At 73.4% G+C, this 15,196-nt stretch carries 15 protein-coding genes and 2 tRNA genes; 8 read left to right on the forward strand and 9 right to left on the reverse strand.

Going from position 1 to position 15,196, the window contains the following annotated elements:
* Positions 1 to 35: 35 nt before the first annotated feature.
* Positions 36 to 494 (reverse strand): MarR family winged helix-turn-helix transcriptional regulator, encoded by a 459-nt coding sequence (locus HCK04_RS28060; RefSeq protein WP_205830802.1) that lies wholly within the window; start codon positions 492 to 494, stop codon positions 36 to 38.
* A gap of 50 nt (positions 495 to 544) precedes the next feature.
* Between HCK04_RS28060 and HCK04_RS28065 the strand changes: the two genes are divergently transcribed.
* The gene (locus tag HCK04_RS28065) at positions 545 to 961 is read left to right on the forward strand and encodes a VOC family protein (RefSeq protein ID WP_142650398.1); all 417 of its coding nucleotides are present in this window, start codon (positions 545 to 547) and stop codon (positions 959 to 961) included.
* Here the strand turns inward: HCK04_RS28065 and HCK04_RS28070 are convergent.
* Positions 955 to 1,887 carry a TIGR03564 family F420-dependent LLM class oxidoreductase gene (locus HCK04_RS28070; RefSeq protein ID WP_142650399.1) on the reverse strand — a complete coding sequence of 311 codons (933 nt, stop codon included), beginning with the start codon at positions 1,885 to 1,887 and terminating at the stop codon, positions 955 to 957. The genes HCK04_RS28065 and HCK04_RS28070 overlap by 7 nt on opposite strands.
* 86 nt (positions 1,888 to 1,973) lie before the next feature.
* Between HCK04_RS28070 and HCK04_RS28075 the strand changes: the two genes are divergently transcribed.
* The 3 genes from HCK04_RS28075 to HCK04_RS28085 all read left to right on the forward strand — a co-directional run bounded on the left by HCK04_RS28075 (position 1,974) and on the right by HCK04_RS28085 (position 4,675).
* Positions 1,974 to 2,522, forward strand: coding sequence for a helix-turn-helix domain-containing protein (locus tag HCK04_RS28075; RefSeq protein WP_142650400.1), 549 nt, complete (start codon positions 1,974 to 1,976; stop codon positions 2,520 to 2,522).
* Between the two features lie 205 nt (positions 2,523 to 2,727).
* Complete coding sequence (locus HCK04_RS28080; RefSeq protein WP_142650401.1) at positions 2,728 to 3,450, forward strand: hypothetical protein; 723 nt, start codon at positions 2,728 to 2,730, stop codon at positions 3,448 to 3,450.
* A gap of 457 nt (positions 3,451 to 3,907) precedes the next feature.
* Positions 3,908 to 4,675, forward strand: coding sequence for a phosphatase PAP2 family protein (locus HCK04_RS28085; RefSeq protein ID WP_142650402.1), 768 nt, complete (start codon positions 3,908 to 3,910; stop codon positions 4,673 to 4,675).
* 139 nt (positions 4,676 to 4,814) lie between these two features.
* Here the strand turns inward: HCK04_RS28085 and HCK04_RS28090 are convergent, their stop codons facing one another.
* From HCK04_RS28090 to HCK04_RS28105, 4 genes are all read right to left on the reverse strand, one after another.
* Complete coding sequence (locus HCK04_RS28090; RefSeq protein ID WP_205830804.1) at positions 4,815 to 5,522, reverse strand: hypothetical protein; 708 nt, start codon at positions 5,520 to 5,522, stop codon at positions 4,815 to 4,817.
* Between the two features lie 325 nt (positions 5,523 to 5,847).
* Positions 5,848 to 5,918, reverse strand: a tRNA-Cys gene (locus tag HCK04_RS28095).
* Between the two features lie 30 nt (positions 5,919 to 5,948).
* A tRNA-Gly gene (locus tag HCK04_RS28100) sits at positions 5,949 to 6,020 on the reverse strand.
* Between the two features lie 127 nt (positions 6,021 to 6,147).
* Positions 6,148 to 6,810, reverse strand: coding sequence for an ACT domain-containing protein (locus HCK04_RS28105; protein WP_142650403.1), 663 nt, complete (start codon positions 6,808 to 6,810; stop codon positions 6,148 to 6,150).
* Between the two features lie 102 nt (positions 6,811 to 6,912).
* On the opposite strand from HCK04_RS28105, the gene dusB reads away from it, so the two are divergent.
* The 3 genes from dusB to HCK04_RS28120 are packed head-to-tail and all read left to right on the forward strand — an operon-like array spanning position 6,913 to position 10,203.
* Positions 6,913 to 8,025, forward strand: coding sequence for a tRNA dihydrouridine synthase DusB (gene dusB / locus HCK04_RS28110; protein WP_260617431.1), 1,113 nt, complete (start codon positions 6,913 to 6,915; stop codon positions 8,023 to 8,025).
* Between the two features lie 34 nt (positions 8,026 to 8,059).
* Positions 8,060 to 8,686, forward strand: a complete 627-nt coding sequence (gene ccmA / locus HCK04_RS28115; RefSeq protein WP_142650404.1) for a heme ABC exporter ATP-binding protein CcmA — start codon at positions 8,060 to 8,062, stop codon at positions 8,684 to 8,686.
* Positions 8,683 to 10,203: a DUF6297 family protein gene (locus tag HCK04_RS28120; RefSeq protein WP_260617432.1), complete on the forward strand. Its 1,521-nt coding sequence runs from the start codon at positions 8,683 to 8,685 to the stop codon at positions 10,201 to 10,203. Before ccmA ends, HCK04_RS28120 begins: the two co-directional genes overlap by 4 nt.
* 13 nt (positions 10,204 to 10,216) lie before the next feature.
* Here HCK04_RS28120 and HCK04_RS28125 read toward each other — a convergent pair whose 3' ends face one another.
* Both HCK04_RS28125 and HCK04_RS28130 read right to left on the reverse strand, forming a co-directional pair.
* On the reverse strand, positions 10,217 to 11,065 hold the full coding sequence (locus HCK04_RS28125; RefSeq protein ID WP_142650405.1) for a phosphoribosyltransferase: 849 nt from the start codon (positions 11,063 to 11,065) through the stop codon (positions 10,217 to 10,219).
* Positions 11,065 to 11,964 carry a DNA-processing protein DprA gene (locus tag HCK04_RS28130; protein WP_168066326.1) on the reverse strand — a complete coding sequence of 300 codons (900 nt, stop codon included), beginning with the start codon at positions 11,962 to 11,964 and terminating at the stop codon, positions 11,065 to 11,067. Before HCK04_RS28130 ends, HCK04_RS28125 begins: the two co-directional genes overlap by 1 nt.
* 150 nt (positions 11,965 to 12,114) lie before the next feature.
* On the opposite strand from HCK04_RS28130, the gene HCK04_RS28135 reads away from it, so the two are divergent.
* Complete coding sequence (locus HCK04_RS28135) at positions 12,115 to 12,603, forward strand: TRAP transporter large permease subunit (protein ID WP_205830805.1); 489 nt, start codon at positions 12,115 to 12,117, stop codon at positions 12,601 to 12,603.
* A gap of 38 nt (positions 12,604 to 12,641) precedes the next feature.
* On the opposite strand, the gene HCK04_RS28140 is transcribed toward HCK04_RS28135, so the two are convergent.
* Positions 12,642 to 15,143, reverse strand: coding sequence for a DEAD/DEAH box helicase (locus HCK04_RS28140; RefSeq protein WP_142650440.1), 2,502 nt, complete (start codon positions 15,141 to 15,143; stop codon positions 12,642 to 12,644).
* Positions 15,144 to 15,196: the final 53 nt, after the last annotated feature.

The raw sequence follows: 15,196 nt of genomic DNA on the forward strand, positions 1-15,196 counted from the left end.
CCGTCCGCGACCGCCGCGCGGCCTCCGGAGGGAGCTCAGGCCCGGGCCCGCGGCTCCAGCCCGGCGTACGCCTTCCTGAGCAGCGCGTGGAGGGTCGCCCGCTCGTCCTCGTCCAGGGCGGCCAGCAGGTCGTCGCGCACCTCTGCGGCCTCGCGCAGGGCCGCCTCCAGCGTGGCCCGGCCCTCGGGGCTGACGGCCACCCGGTAGCGCCGCCGGTCGTCGGGGTCGCGCTCGCGCTCCACGAGGCCGAGCGGCACGAGCGTGTCCATCACCGCCACGAGGTCGCTGGGGTCGATGCCCAGCCGGGCGCCGAGCTCGCGCTGGGACGCCGGGCCGAAGTCGCGCAGCGCGGCCAGCACGGCCATGTCCCACAGGCCGATGCCGTGCGCGCGGAGCCGGTCGCCCATGCGGCGCCGTCCGGCGATGCCCACCTTCGAGAGCAGGAACGCGGTGATCCCGAGCAGGGACGGGGGAAGTTGCGGCACGTCGCTCACGGGAGCAGGATAGGACATATCCAATCGTTGGTGCCTACCAAGGGATTCCCATGGACGCTCTCTATCCTCGCGTGCTCGCCTCCCGATTCGCCGAGTGCTTCCGCTTCTACGACGGCCTGCTCACCGAGGTGGCGGGCGCGCGCCTCGCCAAGGGCGCGGAGACAGGTCCGTACGCCAACTGGGACCGGGACGGCGAAGGGGTGCTGGCCCTGCTCGACCGCGAGATGCTCGCCACGGTCATCGGCGTGGACCTCGACGGTGGACACGACGGTGGACACGACGGTGGACACGACGGCACGATGCTGGTCCTCACCGTGGACGACGTCGACAAGGCCGCCGCCGTGGGGGCCGCCGCCGGCGGCCGGATCGTGGCGCCGCCGAGCCCCCGGCCCGAATGGGGGCCGACCTGCCGCACCGCCCACCTGCGCGACCCCGACGGCAACCTGCTGGAGCTCCAGTCCTACTGAGCATCGCCCTGAGCATCGCCACGCGGCCCGCGCAGCGCGCCCAGGAGGCCGAGGGTTCGTGCGCGCTCGTGAGGGTCTCCGAAGAGGCTCACCACGAGTTCGGTCACGCCCGCCTCCGCATAGGCCCGCACGGCCTGCTCGACCGCCGGCTCGTCCCCGGCCACGATCGTCTCCTCCACCCCCGATTTGCCCTGGCGGTCCAGCATCGCCCGGTAGCTGGGCAGGTTGCCGGCGGGTCCGAGGGACTCCGCGACCCGGCGTCGTACGCCCTCGGGGTCGGCGGTCACACTCATGATCACACCGGCGACGACGCGTGGCCGCGGCCGTCCGGCGGCCGCGGCGGCGCGGGTGACCGCCGGTGTCACATGGCGGGCGATCGTCTCCGGGCCGGTCCAGACGGTCACCGCGCCGTCGGCGAGTTCGCCGGCCATCCGCAGCATGACCGGCCCGAGGGCGGCCAGCAGGACCGGCGGCGGCTCGGCGCCGGGCACCATGACCCGCCCCGCCGCGGTCAGCGTCTCCCCGTGGTAGTCGACCTGCTCGCCCCGCAGCAGCGGCACCAGAGCGGACAGGTATTCGCGGACGTGCCGTGCCGGCCGGTCGTACGACAGGCCGAAGTGGGTCTCGATGAGCGGCCCGTGACTCGGCCCGATGCCGAGCGTGAAGCGGTTGCCGCTGGCGGCCTGGGCGGTGAGCGCCTGCCCGGCGAGCGCCAGGGGATGTCTCGGGTAGGTCTGGGTCACCGCCGTGCCGACGGCGATCCCGGGCACCTCGCGGGCGGCGAGCGCCGCGAGCGTGACGGCGTCCCACGACAGGACCTGACTGAAGTAGGCGCTGTCGAGGCCGGCCCCGGCCGCCTCGCGCACCTGCCCGATCAGCTCGTCCAGGCCCAGGCCGTTCCCTCCGGCGAGCACTCCGAGTCGCATCGCGCCTCCAACGTGAATCGGAAATTCCGCTTCCAGGTGCGCACCCTACAATAAGCTGAACCTCGGATTCCGGTTTGGAGAGACCTGTGCGAGCCGACGCCCGGCGCAACCGCGCGCTCATCGTGGACGCGGCCGCCGGCCTGTTCGCCGCCCGGGGCCCGGAGGTCTCGATGGAGGAGATCGCGCAGGCGGCCGGCCTCGGGGTGGGCACGCTCTACCGTCACTTCCCGGACCGGCGGGCGCTGCTGGAGGAGATCGCGGCCGGCGCGTTGCGGACCCTGCTCGACGTGGCCCGGGACCATGCCGCCCGCCCGGTGAGCCGGTGGGACGCGCTGCTGGCGTGCGTCCGGCGTGGCGCCGACCTCCCACTGGCCCTGACCAAGTCGCTGTCGGACGGCGCCGAGGCCCATCCGGAGCTGGGTCCGCTCGTCCGCGACCTCGACGCCGTGCTCGAAGACCTGGCCGGGGGAGCCCAGCGGGAAGGTGCCGTCCGCGACGACATCACACCGCGCCAGGTCGTCGGGCTGCTCAGCGTCGCCGTGTGCCGCCCCGGTGCCCGGCCCGACGACGCGCTCACCATCGTCATCCTCGACGGACTCCGTACGCGGGTGGCCTCGTGCGAGGTCCGGACCTGACCACAACGCCACAGACGCCACAGACGCCGCGGACGCCGCCGGCGGCGCGGGCGCTTGCGGGCGGCTTGCGGCGGTTGCGGAAAGCCTGCGGCAAGGGATGTGCAGGCGGGCGCGCCTATCACTGAGGTGCACGGACCCGGCGGCGACGGCCGGACCGGGACCGCCGACCAGCACCCTCACCCCCGCAGCAGCACAGGAGACTGTCATGAAGCGCACCCTGCTCGGTCTGGCCGCCGCCACGATCTCCGGTCTGGCCGTCACCGCCCCCGTCACGCTCATGGCCGGCCCGGCCTCCGCCGGCGGCGACTTCGGCCCCAACACCTGCCTGGAGGGCTACGTCTGGCGTGAGGCCCGCACCGGCGACGTCGTCTGCGTCACCCCCGCGACCCGCACGCAGGCCAAGGCCGACAACGCCGTCAAGGCCTCCCGCTGGACCCCCGGCCCGTTCGGCCCGCACACCTGCGTCAACGGGTACGTCTGGCGTGAGGCGTTCAACGGCGACGACGTGTGCGTCACCCCCGCCGTCCGGGCGCAGGCCAAAGCCGACAACGCCAAGGCCGCCGACCGCAGGGTCTCGGCCCGGCTGTGGATCAGCCGTTACACCGTGCCGCCCGTCGACAACGGCGACGGCACCTCCACCCGCACCTCGGTCGACGACATCCCGCGCCTCAAGCTCAACGGCGACCACTACAACTTCGGCCAGGTCAGGCTCTACATCCGCTACAACAGCGGCAGGCTGTACTGGAGCGGCACGGTGAACGCGAGCGCGCACAGCGGCTACGCCGGCGGCAGCTTCGGCAAGAAGACCGGTGTGTTCGACTGCTCCGGTGGCGGCAAGGCGGCCAACGCCTACGCGCAGGCCCAGGACGTCGTGTCCGGCCGCTGGTCGCCCCGGGTTCCCGTACGCGTCGGCTGCGCCGTCCTCTGACGGACGGCCCGCGACGACGGCACAGACCCCAGCACAGACCCCAGCACAGACCCCAGCACAGACCCCGGCACGGACGGCAGCACGAACGGCAGCACGGACGGCAGCACGAACGGCAGCACGAACGGCAGCACGGACGGCAGCACGAACGGCAGCACGGAGGACCGGCCCGGTCGGGCCGGTCCTCCGGCATGTGACGGGAGACCCCGGGAAAGTCGGTGGATCTTTTTGAGAGGCCTGGCGTTCCAAGCATCATGATCGGGGTAGTCGTGGGCCTGCGGGGGCCGCCGGAGGCCCGCCCGCGACCCGGCCTCCGGCGGTCCTCACTTCCTGATCATGTGAGGGCTGACATGGAGAACCGCGCCAAGCGGCGGTTTGGCGGCCGGCACGGCGGCGAGCAGGCCGGCTCCGGCCACGCCCCGGCCTCGCCGCGGGAGCGGCGGCCGGCCGGGAGCGGCCGATGAACCGGTGGCGCGGGCGGCTCGATCCCGAGCACGCGCCGGGCCTGCGGCCGACGGTGGCGACGGCGGTGCCGGCGCTGATCGCGGTGCCGTTCACGGTGCTGCTGGTCTTCGTCAAGACCGCCTTCGGCCCGCTCACCGAGATCGACCGTGGCGCGGCGTGGCACCTGCACGCCTGTGCGATCGGCAACCCGGGCTTCGCCCGGCTGATGCAGGTGATCAGCGACGTCTTCTCCCCGCTGACCTGGCGGATCGCGGTCGGCGTCGCGGTCGCCTGGCTGGTCTGGCGCGGCGCCTGTCACCTCGCCCTGTGGGCGGCCACCACGATCACGGCCGGCGGCCTGCTCGGCCTCGCCCTGAAGGTCGTCGTCGCGCGGGCCCGGCCCAGCCTGCCGGACCCTGTCGCCGTCGCCCCCGGCGCGGCGTTCCCCTCTGGGCACATGGTCAACGCCACGGTCGGGGCCGGGATCCTGCTGCTGCTCGTCCTGCCCCTCGTACGGGAGCGCGGCCGGGTGCTCGCCTGGACGCTCGCCGTGCTGATCCCCTCGGTGGTCGGCTTCAGCCGGATCGCGCTCGGCGTGCACTGGGTCAGCGACGTGGTGGGCGGGCTGCTGTTCGGTGTGGCGGTGGTGGCCGCCACGGCCGCCGCCTTCGAGACCTGGCGCCGCCGCGACGCGGGCCGCCGCCCGGCCCGGCCGTTACGCGAGGGCGCCGGGCCCGAGGCGAAGCGGGAGATCGCCCCCCGAAGAGGACGATTTGTCCAGTAGTCGTGCCGCGGCGCGCCGGAGAAGCGGGCCGTACGCGGGGCCGCGCTGAGATGACCCGGCGCGTGCTTCGCACGGCCACAGGGCGCACAGCGCGCATGGGCGGCCACCGGCTCGACGGGGAGCCGGTGGCCGCGAGTGGTCAGGCCGAGACGCCGGTGAGACGGCAGGCGTCCGCCCAGCGCGCGGGATCGACCGCCGCGGGTTCGGAGACGGTCCCCGCATCGGATGCGCCGCCGGATCCGGCTCCCGCGGCGGGACGCAGCAGCGCCCAGCAGTCGTCGATCGCGCCGGCCAGCAGGTCGCGCAGCAGCGGATCGGGGTCGGGCACGCACGCCTGCGCGATGCCCCGCACCGCGAGCTGCACCGTGTTGGGCGCGGCATACCTGCGGAAGCCCTTGGGCGAGATCCGCACGCCGCGCCCGAAGGTGTAGGCCCACCGGGCGGCGTCCGGCACCTGGGCCAGCGCGTGCCTGCTGCGCTCGTCCAGGTGGCCGGCGGGGCGGCCCTCCAGCTCGCCGAGCACGTGCTCGCCCGCAAGGATCGAGACCGCCATCGCGAGCTGGCGCTCGTGTGCGACGACCGGCAGCGCGGCCCTGGCCGCGCACAGGGCGATCCGCGCGTCGAGGCGCGGATCGTCGCCCGTCAGGCCGATCACCGACGGGATCAGCTCGGCCAGGCGAGGCCGGGCGGCGTCCGAGGTGTGGTCGTTGACGAGGCGGGCGAGCCCGGCGAGCAGCGGATGTGTGCACGACGGATGGTCGCTCCACCGCTCGCCTGCGAGGTAGGACGCGAACTCCATGAAGCAGGCGCCCTTGCTGGGATTGCGATGCTTTCCACGAGAGAGCATGGGCATCGCTGGAGGCATCTGACCGTGCACGAGCTACTCCACGCTGAATCGCCTGTTGTGTCCCTTTCAGTGTGCGCCCGCCTTCGGACGTTGAGAAGAAGCCTTACCGCGACTTGTCCATCGCGTGCCGGGACGCGTCCGTGACACGGCGGGGATGAGGAGAGCGTCCGCCCGTGCTCGCCCGGTCATGGATCCGGGACAGGGACCGGCCGGGGCCGCCGGGCCCCGGCCGCCGAGCTGCGGCGATTCGCGTCGTGAAGCTCCGAGCACGCCCCGCGTCGAGGCGTCCGGCGCGCCGTATCGCGGCGTCCGGACAGAAAAAAAGAGGTGGAGACGGGATTTGAACCCGTGTACGCGGCTTTGCAGGCCGCTGCCTCGCCTCTCGGCCACTCCACCAGAGCGAGGCCCGCAATCGTGACCTCTCGGAGCGGAAGACGGGATTCGAACCCGCGACCCTCACCTTGGCAAGGTGATGCTCTACCACTGAGCCACTTCCGCGTCCGCCTTGCGGCGACGTGGCTACTGTACCGGGTTTTCGGCTGCGGTGTGTACTCGGAACGGCGCTCCGGTGTCCGGCTCGGAACCGCGCCGTGGCACGCGGCTCGGAACGGCGCCGCGGCGCGGCTCAGAACGGCCGGGCGCTCGGCTTGCGGAACGCGCGGTCGGCGCCCCGCTCGATCGCGGGCAGGGTCAGGAAGATCTCCAGGATCCGGGTGAGCCGGTGCACCTCGTTGCGGTGGAAGTACGGCCCCTCGGCCCTGGCCAGCATCAGCGACAGCGCCAGCGGCGGCAGCGGCGCGACGATCACGTGCAGGCCGGACGGCAGCGTGGCGGCCGTCGGCCGGGGCGGGGTCTCCTCCGGGAACGGGATGTCCTCGGGCGCCCGCCAGCTCGCGTACACGGTCACGCGCGGGTCCTTCTCGGTCGCCGCCGCCGCCCAGTCGGCGCTGAACAGCACCGGCATGGAGTCGATCAGCGTGCCGAGCGCGCGGTCGCCCGCCGTGGTGAGGAACTTCAGGATCTCCAGCTCCGGATAGGTGCCGGGAGCCTCCCTGGTGCTCCAGATGCCGTCGATGCTGACCCCGTCCACGCCCTCCAGTGCCCGTACGAGGTCCTCGCGGGGAGCGGCATCGGGCCAGTAGACGGTGAAGTCGTCGAGGGCGCGCCCGTCACCCCGGTCGAGCACCGTCACCTGTGTGATGTCGGCGCCCGCGGACCCGAGGATCCCGGTCACCTGACTCAGCGAGCCCGGACGGTCCGGCAAGGCGATTCTCAGCCGCAGCAGCATGACGACCTCCCCCACCGATGGTCCAGGTCAGATTATCCGGGGCAAATCCCTCACGTCCACGATCTTGTACGGCTCACAGTCCGCAGCGGGGAGAATGAACAGGTGAAAGTCGGCGCGTTCGAGGTCTGGCCCCCGGTGGTGCTCGCTCCCATGGCGGGCATCACGAACATCGGTTTCCGGACGTTATGCCGGGAGCAGGGCGGCGGCCTGTTCGTGTCCGAGATGATCACCTCGCGCGCGCTGGTCGAGCGGGTGCCGCTGACGTTCCAGATGATCCGGTTCGGCGCGGACGAGTCCCCACGCAGCATCCAGCTCTACGGGGTCGATCCGGCCGTCATCGGCAAGGCCGCCCGGATGATCGCCGAGGAGGACCTGGCCGACCACATCGACCTGAACTTCGGCTGCCCGGTGCCCAAGGTCACCCGCAGGGGCGGCGGGTCGGCCCTGCCGTACAAGCGCAACCTGCTGCGCGCCATCCTGCGCGAGGCGGTGACCGGCGCCGGGCCGCTGCCGGTCACGATGAAGATGCGCATGGGCATCGACGAGGACCACCTGACCTACGTCGAGGCGGGCCGGATCGCCGTCGAGGAGGGCCTCGCCGCCGTCGCCCTGCACGCCCGTACGGCCCGGCAGCACTACGGCGGCACGGCGCACTGGGACGCGATCAAGCGGCTGAAGGACGCGGTGCCCGAGATCCCGGTGCTCGGCAACGGCGACATCTGGAGCGCGGACGACGCGCTGCGCATGGTCGCGGAGACCGGCTGCGACGGAGTGGTGATCGGCCGGGGCTGCCTGGGGCGGCCGTGGCTGTTCCGCGACCTCGACCTCGCCTTCCGGGGCTCGGCCGAGCGCGTCCGGCCGACCCTGGGACAGGTCGGCGCGATGATGCTGCGCCACGCCGAGCTGTTGTGCGAGGTCATCGGCAGTGAGCCGCACGGCCTCGCCGACTTCCGCAAGCACGTCGGCTGGTATCTCAAGGGCTTCGTCGTCGGAGCCGAGACCCGTCGCGCCCTCACCTCCGTCACCCGGCTGCCGGAGATGGCCGAGCGGGTGGCCGAGCTCGACGCGGACCAGCCGTGGCCGGAGGAGGCCGACGGCCCGCGCGGCAAGAGCGGTGAGCGGTCGAAGGTGTCGCTGCCGCACGGCTGGCTCGACGACCCCGACGACATGACGATCCCCGGCGCCGGAGCCGAAGACCCCACCTCCGGCGGCTGACCACGCCTGTGGCACCTGCGCATAGGCTCTGGGCATGGCGAACGCGATCATCACGGCCCGTGGAGTCGGGCTGGACCTGGGCGGTGTGCCCGTGCTGCGCGACGTCGATCTCACCGCCGCTCCGGGCGAGATCGTCGCGGTCATGGGGGAGAACGGCGTCGGCAAGTCGACGCTGCTGCGCTGCCTGGCCGGTCTGCACCCCTCGCCGCGCGGCGAGATCGACGTGCTCGGCGGGCCCCCGGCGGACCTCCCGGACTTCTGGCGGCGGGTCGTGCAGGCCGGCGACGAACCCGCCTGGTATCCGGGCCTGAGCGTCCGCGAACATCTTGAGCTGATGAGCGCCGTCCACCAGGACGCCCGCCTGACGGTCGACGAGGCGCTGGAGACGTTCGAGCTGACCGCCCGGGCCGATCTCGCCCCGTTGTCGCTGTCCACCGGCCAGCGGCAGCGGCTGTCGCTGGCGATGGCGCTGCTGCGGCCGAGCAGCCTGCTCCTGCTGGACGAGCCGGAGCGCGGCCTGGACGCCGGGTTCAGGCAGCGCCTCGCGGGGATCCTGCGCGGTTACGCCGCCGAGGGCGGCACGGTCGTGATGGCCACCCACGACGAGCTGCTGGCGCGGGAGACGGGAGCCCGTGTGATCACGCTGCGGGCGGCGTCGTGATCCCGGCGACCGCGCGGACGCACCCCGCCTTCGCCTACCTCCGCGCCCGCCGGAGGCGGCCGGCGTCCTGGTCGGACCGCTACACCAGCGTGTTCGTCCTGCTCGTCGCCGCCGCGGTGCTCGGCCACCCGGTCGCGGAGGCGCTCGCCGGGCTGGCCCGTCAGGCCGACCCCGCACGGCTCGGCCCCGGGCTGGCGCTGGTCGCCGCGGCCTACGCGGGATTCCTCGCCCTGGCCCGGGCCCTCGGGCCCGTCGTGCTGCCCGCCGCCGACGCGTCGTGGCTGGTGACGTCGCCGCTGCCCCGCCGGGCCGTGCTCGGCCGTACGGCGCTGCTCCTGCTGGTGGCGGCGGTGCTCGCGGGGGCGGCGCTCGGGCTGACCGCGCTGTGGCTGTTCGGAGCCCCCGGTCAGCTCGGGGTGCGGCTCGCGGCGGCGCTGGTGCTCGGCGCCGCCGCGGGCGCGGGCGGCATGGCCACGGCGGTGCTCGGCCAGCAGTCCCCGGCCGCCGACACCCGGCTGCAGCTCCTGATCGGCGGGGCTCTCTCCGTGGCCGTGCTCGCGGCCGTGCTCGGCGCGGGCCCCGCCCGCCGGATGCTCGCCGCCGTCGCCGAGGCGCCCGCGTCCCTGGGCGCGGCGGTCGCGGGCGTCGCCTCCGTCGTGGCCGCCTTCCTCGTACGGCGGGCCTGGGCGGCGCTCGACCGCATCCCCGCCCACCGGATCCTGGCCTCCTCGACCAGGACGGCGCGGGTGACCTCGGCGGCGACCACCCTTGATCCCGGGATGCTCACCTGGGTCGCGGAGGACGCCCACTGGCGCGGCCGTGCCCTGCGTTCGCGTCCCTGGCCCCGCCTGGTGTCGCGGCTCGGCCCGGCGTCCGCGCCGGCCTGGCAGGAATGGCTGCGGGTGGGCAGGCGGCCCGGCCGCCTGGCGGCGCTGCTCGGCGCCGCGGCCCTGCCCGCCGTCTGCGCGAACGCCACAGGAGACGGGCTCGGACCGGCCGCCGGGCTGCTGCTGTGCGGGGCGCTGACCGCCGCCGCGATGTGCACGGCGGGGGTCCGGCGCGACGGCGGCGACCCGGCCCTGGCCCGCATGCTGGCCGTGGACGGCAGGGCCGTGATGGCCGCCCGGGCCGTGCTGCCCGCGCTGCTGGCCGCCGCCTGGTCGGCGCTCGCCCTGGGAGTGCTCCAGGCCGTGGGCGAGCTGCCGCCGGGAGCCTGGTGGGCGCTCGGTCCTGCGGCCGCCCCCGCGCTCGCCGCGGGCGCGCTGCGGATGGCCCGGCGGCGTCCCGTCGACCACTCCATGCCGGTCATCGACACCCCGGGCGGCGCGGTGCCCACCGGACCGCTGTTGTGGGCGTTCACCGGCGTGGACCTCGCGCTGGCCGGGTCGCTGCCCGCGCTCGCCGCGCTGGCGTCGCGGCCCGCCTCGGTGGCGCCGTATCTCGCGGCCCAGGCCGTCATCGGGGCCGCGGTGCTCACCGCCTACGTCTTGCGGTCCGCCCGCGGCAGCCGCCCGTGAACCCGGGCCCGGATCACCCCCGGGCCCGCCGCACCGGCTGCCGCGCCGCCGGGTGGTCGCGGTCGCGGTCGCAGACGCAGCAGCGGTCGAAGCCAAAGCGCCGGTCGCCCGACTCCTGCCAGATCCCGGCGCTGTAGGGGTCCGTCGACGCCGGGTTCACCAACCTGGCGATCACGAGGGCCACGACCGCCCTGGCGCCTCGGCCGATGAGCGCGGACGCGGCGCTCTGCACGTGGGCTCCGGACACGAACAGGTCGTCCACCAGCAGCACCCGGGCGCCATGCACCCCGTCGCCCTGCCCCCTGTCGCCCAGCACCCGGAACGCGGCCGGGTGGGAGTCGCGCGCGGCGAGCACCGGAGCGTACGCGTCCACCGCCTGGAGCAGGAGGGGCCGGTGAAGGCGGGCCCACGCGCCGACCTTGCCGATGACCTTCTCCATGTAGTGGAACGCCTCGATGGGGCGCTCGGTGCGCGTGCTCGGGATCGTGGCCACCGTCGTGAAGGGCCCGCCGGCCAGCCCCTGGAGGCAGGCGGCGTGTTCGCGGAAGAAGTGGGTCAGGGTCGCGGCCAGGAAATCGAGCCGGTTGCGCCGTGCCGTGCCGATGGCGGGTTCTCGCCTGCGCACCAGGACGTCGTACAACTGCGTGTCCTTGATGGTCAGCGAGATCGGCACGACGTGCTCGGTGTGGCCGGTCAGGCGCTCCGTCGTGCGTTTGCAACTGGCGCAGATGGGCCACGGCCGGCCGTCCGCGCGGTCGTTCGGCCCGGAATGGCAGATTCGGCAGACACCCGGCCGGGCGGGCGGGACGGCACGGAACAGCGGCAGGAAATCACGAGTGAACGCCTCGGCGTCACCCATCATCAGCAGGTGTTCGTTCGGGGGGCCATATCTACGAGATTCACCGCCTGCGCGCACAGGTCGTCAATGTCCTGAACGGCAGTCATGCCTCCCCGTGCGCCCGCTCGCCGCGCCCACGGCTGTTCCTGGTGGAGCCGCTGTGACACGAACACATGCTTGCCGGTGTTCAGCGCCTCCTCGACGTGCCGGGAGGAAGGGCCGCCGTCGGCGCCGTCCACGACGTACAGGCAGTCGGCCAGTCCGCAGGTCACGACGCATGCGTGGTCGGCGGCGCGGCCGCCGGGGGCGGTGCCGGGCCAGCAGGAGGAGACGACCGCGCCGCGCTCGGCTATCCGCCCGGCCACACTGGCGTACTCCCCGAGGGCTGCCGGGCCGCCGACGCCGCCCTCGGGGACGCCCAGGGTCCGTCCACCGGCGGCCGGCGCGGCCCGGTGGACGGCGGCGTCCACCGGAGTGCGGAGAGGCGAGACGACGACCAGCCCGGCCTCGGCCAGGGACCGTGCCGCGTCGGCGGCGTGGCCGGCGTCGCGCTCGGCGATCACGGCGACGGCCCGATGGTCTCCGGATCGGAACCCGCCGCGCACCCAGAGGAACGGCGGCCGGTCGTACGCCCAGAGCAGGTTGCCGGGGTAATCGGCGTCGAGCACGGTGACGAGGCGGACGCCCTCGGCCCGCATGGCGGCGACGAGCTCACGCCCCCACGCGAGGTCGGCGGGCCCGACACGGGCGGCGACGGCGGCGGCGTGCGCCCGGTCGTCCTCGTCCCGGCTCGCGCACCCGCCGTCGAGCAGCTTCAGCGCGCTGCCGGCGTCGAGGATGACGCGTGCGGTGTGGAACCAGGGCGCGCCGTGCGTGGCCCTGGTCAGGGCGAGGACGGCCGCCTGCTCCTGGATCGTGGTCATGCTCATCACCAACTCGGATGTGCTTCCGGCGTGAACGTACGCGCCGCCACCGACATTCGCGGACGGGGATCGTGGTGGTGCTGGCTATCGTGCCGAGACCGGCGGGGCGGCGCGTGGTGTTCCCCCGAACGGGCCATGCCCGATCGGGCTTTGACAGCCGGAGCCCCTCGCGCCGTGCTGGACGCCTCCAGGGCGGGCCGGTTCTTCGCCGCGTTCCGCCGCTCGCGCTCCGCGCCGGGGCGCACGGTCACGCTCGCGGGGTTCCTGCTCGGCACGGTGAGCGGCTCCGGCGTGGCGACGACGGTGAGCGTGGGCAGCGTGGCCTGGCCCATCCTGCGCCGCGCCGGCTACCCGCGCGAGCAGGCCGGGGGAGTGCTGGCGGCGGCCGGCATCGGCGCGATCCTCTCGCCTCCCACGCTGGGCGCGGCGGCGTTCATCATCGCCGAATACCTGCGCGTGAGCTACCTGACCGTGCTCGTCTACGCCACGATCCCGACCGTCCTCTACTACCTGGGCGTCTTCCTCGCGATCGAGATGGACGCCCGCAGTGCACGCGGCGGCCAAGGAGATCACCTTGGCGACGCGCCGAAGACCGACCCCGTGCCGCTCCATGAGGGCGCCAGGAAGTTCTACGGCTGAGCGGGCGCCGTACGCCGCCCCTCAGAGGTGGACGCGGCTCAGAGGCGGGTGAGGCCGGTGACGTGGAGCACGGCGTGGCCCTCCTCGTCGGAGGCGGCCAGGTCGACCTCGGCGCCGATGCCCCAGTCGTGGTCGCCTGCCGGGTCGTCGATGATCTGACGCACCCGCCACAGCTCCTTCTCCTCCTCGATGAGCAGCAGGGCCGGGCCGCGGGCGGCCGGGCCGGTGAGGATCTCGTCGTGCTCCTCGTAGTAGGCGTCGAGGCCCGCGGCCCAGTCGACGTCCGGGTAGAGCTCGACCAGCTCCTCCTCTCGGTCGAGCGCGGCGAGCTCCACCAGCCGGAACATCGCGTTGCGGACCAGCACCCGGAAGGCGCGGGCGTTGGCGGTGACCGGGCGGGTCTTGGTCTCCAGCTCCTCCCCGGCCGCCAGCGCCTCGGCGGGGTTGGCCAGCTTCTCCCACTCGTCGATCAGGCTGGAGTCGACCTGGCGCACCAGCTCGCCGAGCCATTCGATGAGGTCCACCAGGTCGTCGGTCTTCAGGTGCTCGGGCACCGTCTTCGACAGCGTCCGGTAGGCGTCGGCCAGGTAGCGCAGCACCGTGCCCTCCGAGCGGGCCAGCTCGTAGAACTGGATGTACTCGGTGAAGGTCATGGCCCGCTCGTACATGTCGCGCACGATCGTCTTGGGGCTGACGACGTGGTCGCCGACCCACGGGTGGCCGCGCCGGTAGGTCTCGTACGCGCCGAAGAGCAGGTCGGCCAGCGGCATCGGATGGGTGATCTCGGCGAGGCGCTCCATCCGCTCCTCATACTCGATGCCGTCGGCCTTCATCTGCGCGACCGCCTCGGCCCTGGCCTTGTTGAGCTGGGCGTGCAGGATCTGCCGGGGGTCGTCGAGCGTGGACTCGACGATCGAGACCATGTCGAGCGCGTACGTCGGGGAGGCGCGGTCGAGCAGCTCGAAGGAGGCCAGCGCGAAGGTGGACAGCGCCTGGTTGAGCGCGAAGTCCTCCTGGAGGTCGACGGTGAGCCGGGCCATCCGGCCGTGCTCGTCGGGCTCGGCGAGCTTCTCCACGATGCCGCCGGCCAGCAGCGAGCGGTAGATCGCGATGGCGTGGCTGATGTGGCGGCGCTGCGCCTTGCGGTCCTCGTGGTTGTCGGTGAGCAGCCGCTTCATCGCCTGGAAGCAGTCGCCGGGCCGGTTGATGATCGACAGCAGCATGGCGTTGCTGACCTTGAACCGGGAGGTCAGCGGCTCGGGCTCGGCCGTCTGGAGCTTCTCGAACGTGTCCTCGCTCCAGCCGACGAACCCCTCCGGGGGCTTCTTGCGCGCGTAGCCGCGGCGCCGCTTGGGGTCGTCGCCGATCTTCGCCAGCGCCCGCTCGTTCTCGATCACGTGGTCGGGCGCCTGGCAGACGACGTATCCGACCGTGTCGAAACCGGCCCGCCCGGCCCGCCCGGCGATCTGGTGGAACTCCCGCGCCCGCAGCCGCCGCACCTTGGTGCCGTCGAACTTCGACAGCGCCGTGAACAGCACGGTGCGGATCGGGACGTTGACCCCAACGCCGAGCGTGTCGGTGCCGCAGATGACCTTCAGCAGGCCCGCCTGGGCCAGCCGCTCCACCAGGCGGCGGTATTTCGGCAGCATGCCCGCGTGGTGCACGCCGATGCCATGCCGTACGAGCCGGGACAGGGCCCGGCCGAAGCGGGTCGTGAAGCGGAAGTTGCCGATGAGGGCGGCGATGGCCTCCTTCTCGGCCTTGGTGCACATGTTGATGCTCATGAGCGCCTGGGCCCGCTCCATCGCCGCGGCCTGCGTGAAGTGCACGACGTAGACCGGGGCCTGCTGGGTGGACAGCAGCTCCTCCAGCGTCTCGTGCAGGGGAGTGGTGCGGTAGGAGTAGATCAGCGGCACCGGGCGCTCGGCGTGCTTGACCACGCTGGTGGGACGGCCCGTGCGGCGGGTGAGGTCGGTCTGGAAGCGCTCGACGTCGCCGAGCGTGGCCGACATGAGCACGAACTGCGCCTGCGGCAGCTCCAGCAGCGGCACCTGCCAGGCCCAGCCGCGGTCGGGCTCGGCGTAGAAGTGGAACTCGTCCATGATCACGGTGCCGACGTCGGCGTCCGCTCCGTCGCGCAGCGCGATCTGGGCGAGGATCTCGGCGGTGCAGCAGATGACGGGCGCGTCGGCGTTCACGGTGGCGTCGCCGGTCATCATGCCGACGTTCTCGGTGCCGAACAGCGCGCACAGGTCGAAGAACTTCTCCGACACCAGCGCCTTGATCGGCGCGGTGTAGAAGCTGATCTCGTCGCGGGCCAGCGCCGCGAAGTGCGCCCCTGCCGCGATCAGGCTCTTGCCCGAGCCCGTGGGCGTGGACACGATCACGTTGTTGCCGGAGACGACCTCGATCAGCGCCTCCTCCTGTGCCGGGTAGAGCGTGAGCCCCCGATCGGCGTTCCAGGACGCGAACGCGTCGAACAGCGCGTCCGGGTCGGCTCCGGCTTCTGGGCCGGACGGAAGACGGCGGAGGAGGCTCATGCTGTCGCTCACGCTCTTATCCTGCCCAAGACGCATGACTGTTTCGACCGGCC

It is taken from the genome of Microbispora sp. CL1-1 (genome assembly GCF_012034195.1).
Classification (GTDB): Bacteria; Actinomycetota; Actinomycetes; order Streptosporangiales; family Streptosporangiaceae; genus Microbispora.

What these genes read in the sequence shown, in the direction of transcription:
- HCK04_RS28065 (WP_142650398.1), top strand. Translation starts at nt 545, where the DNA reads ATGGACGCTCTCTATCCTCGCGTGCTCGCCTCCCGATTCGCCGAGTGC.
- HCK04_RS28070 (WP_142650399.1), bottom strand. Translation starts at nt 1,887, where the DNA reads ATGCGACTCGGAGTGCTCGCCGGAGGGAACGGCCTGGGCCTGGACGAG.
- HCK04_RS28080 (WP_142650401.1), top strand. Translation starts at nt 2,728, where the DNA reads ATGAAGCGCACCCTGCTCGGTCTGGCCGCCGCCACGATCTCCGGTCTG.
- HCK04_RS28085 (WP_142650402.1), top strand. Translation starts at nt 3,908, where the DNA reads ATGAACCGGTGGCGCGGGCGGCTCGATCCCGAGCACGCGCCGGGCCTG.
- HCK04_RS28090 (WP_205830804.1), bottom strand. Translation starts at nt 5,522, where the DNA reads ATGCTCTCTCGTGGAAAGCATCGCAATCCCAGCAAGGGCGCCTGCTTC.
- HCK04_RS28105 (WP_142650403.1), bottom strand. Translation starts at nt 6,810, where the DNA reads ATGCTGCTGCGGCTGAGAATCGCCTTGCCGGACCGTCCGGGCTCGCTG.
- ccmA (WP_142650404.1), top strand. Translation starts at nt 8,060, where the DNA reads ATGGCGAACGCGATCATCACGGCCCGTGGAGTCGGGCTGGACCTGGGC.
- HCK04_RS28125 (WP_142650405.1), bottom strand. Translation starts at nt 11,065, where the DNA reads ATGATGGGTGACGCCGAGGCGTTCACTCGTGATTTCCTGCCGCTGTTC.
- HCK04_RS28130 (WP_168066326.1), bottom strand. Translation starts at nt 11,964, where the DNA reads ATGACCACGATCCAGGAGCAGGCGGCCGTCCTCGCCCTGACCAGGGCC.
- HCK04_RS28140 (WP_142650440.1), bottom strand. Translation starts at nt 15,143, where the DNA reads ATGAGCCTCCTCCGCCGTCTTCCGTCCGGCCCAGAAGCCGGAGCCGAC.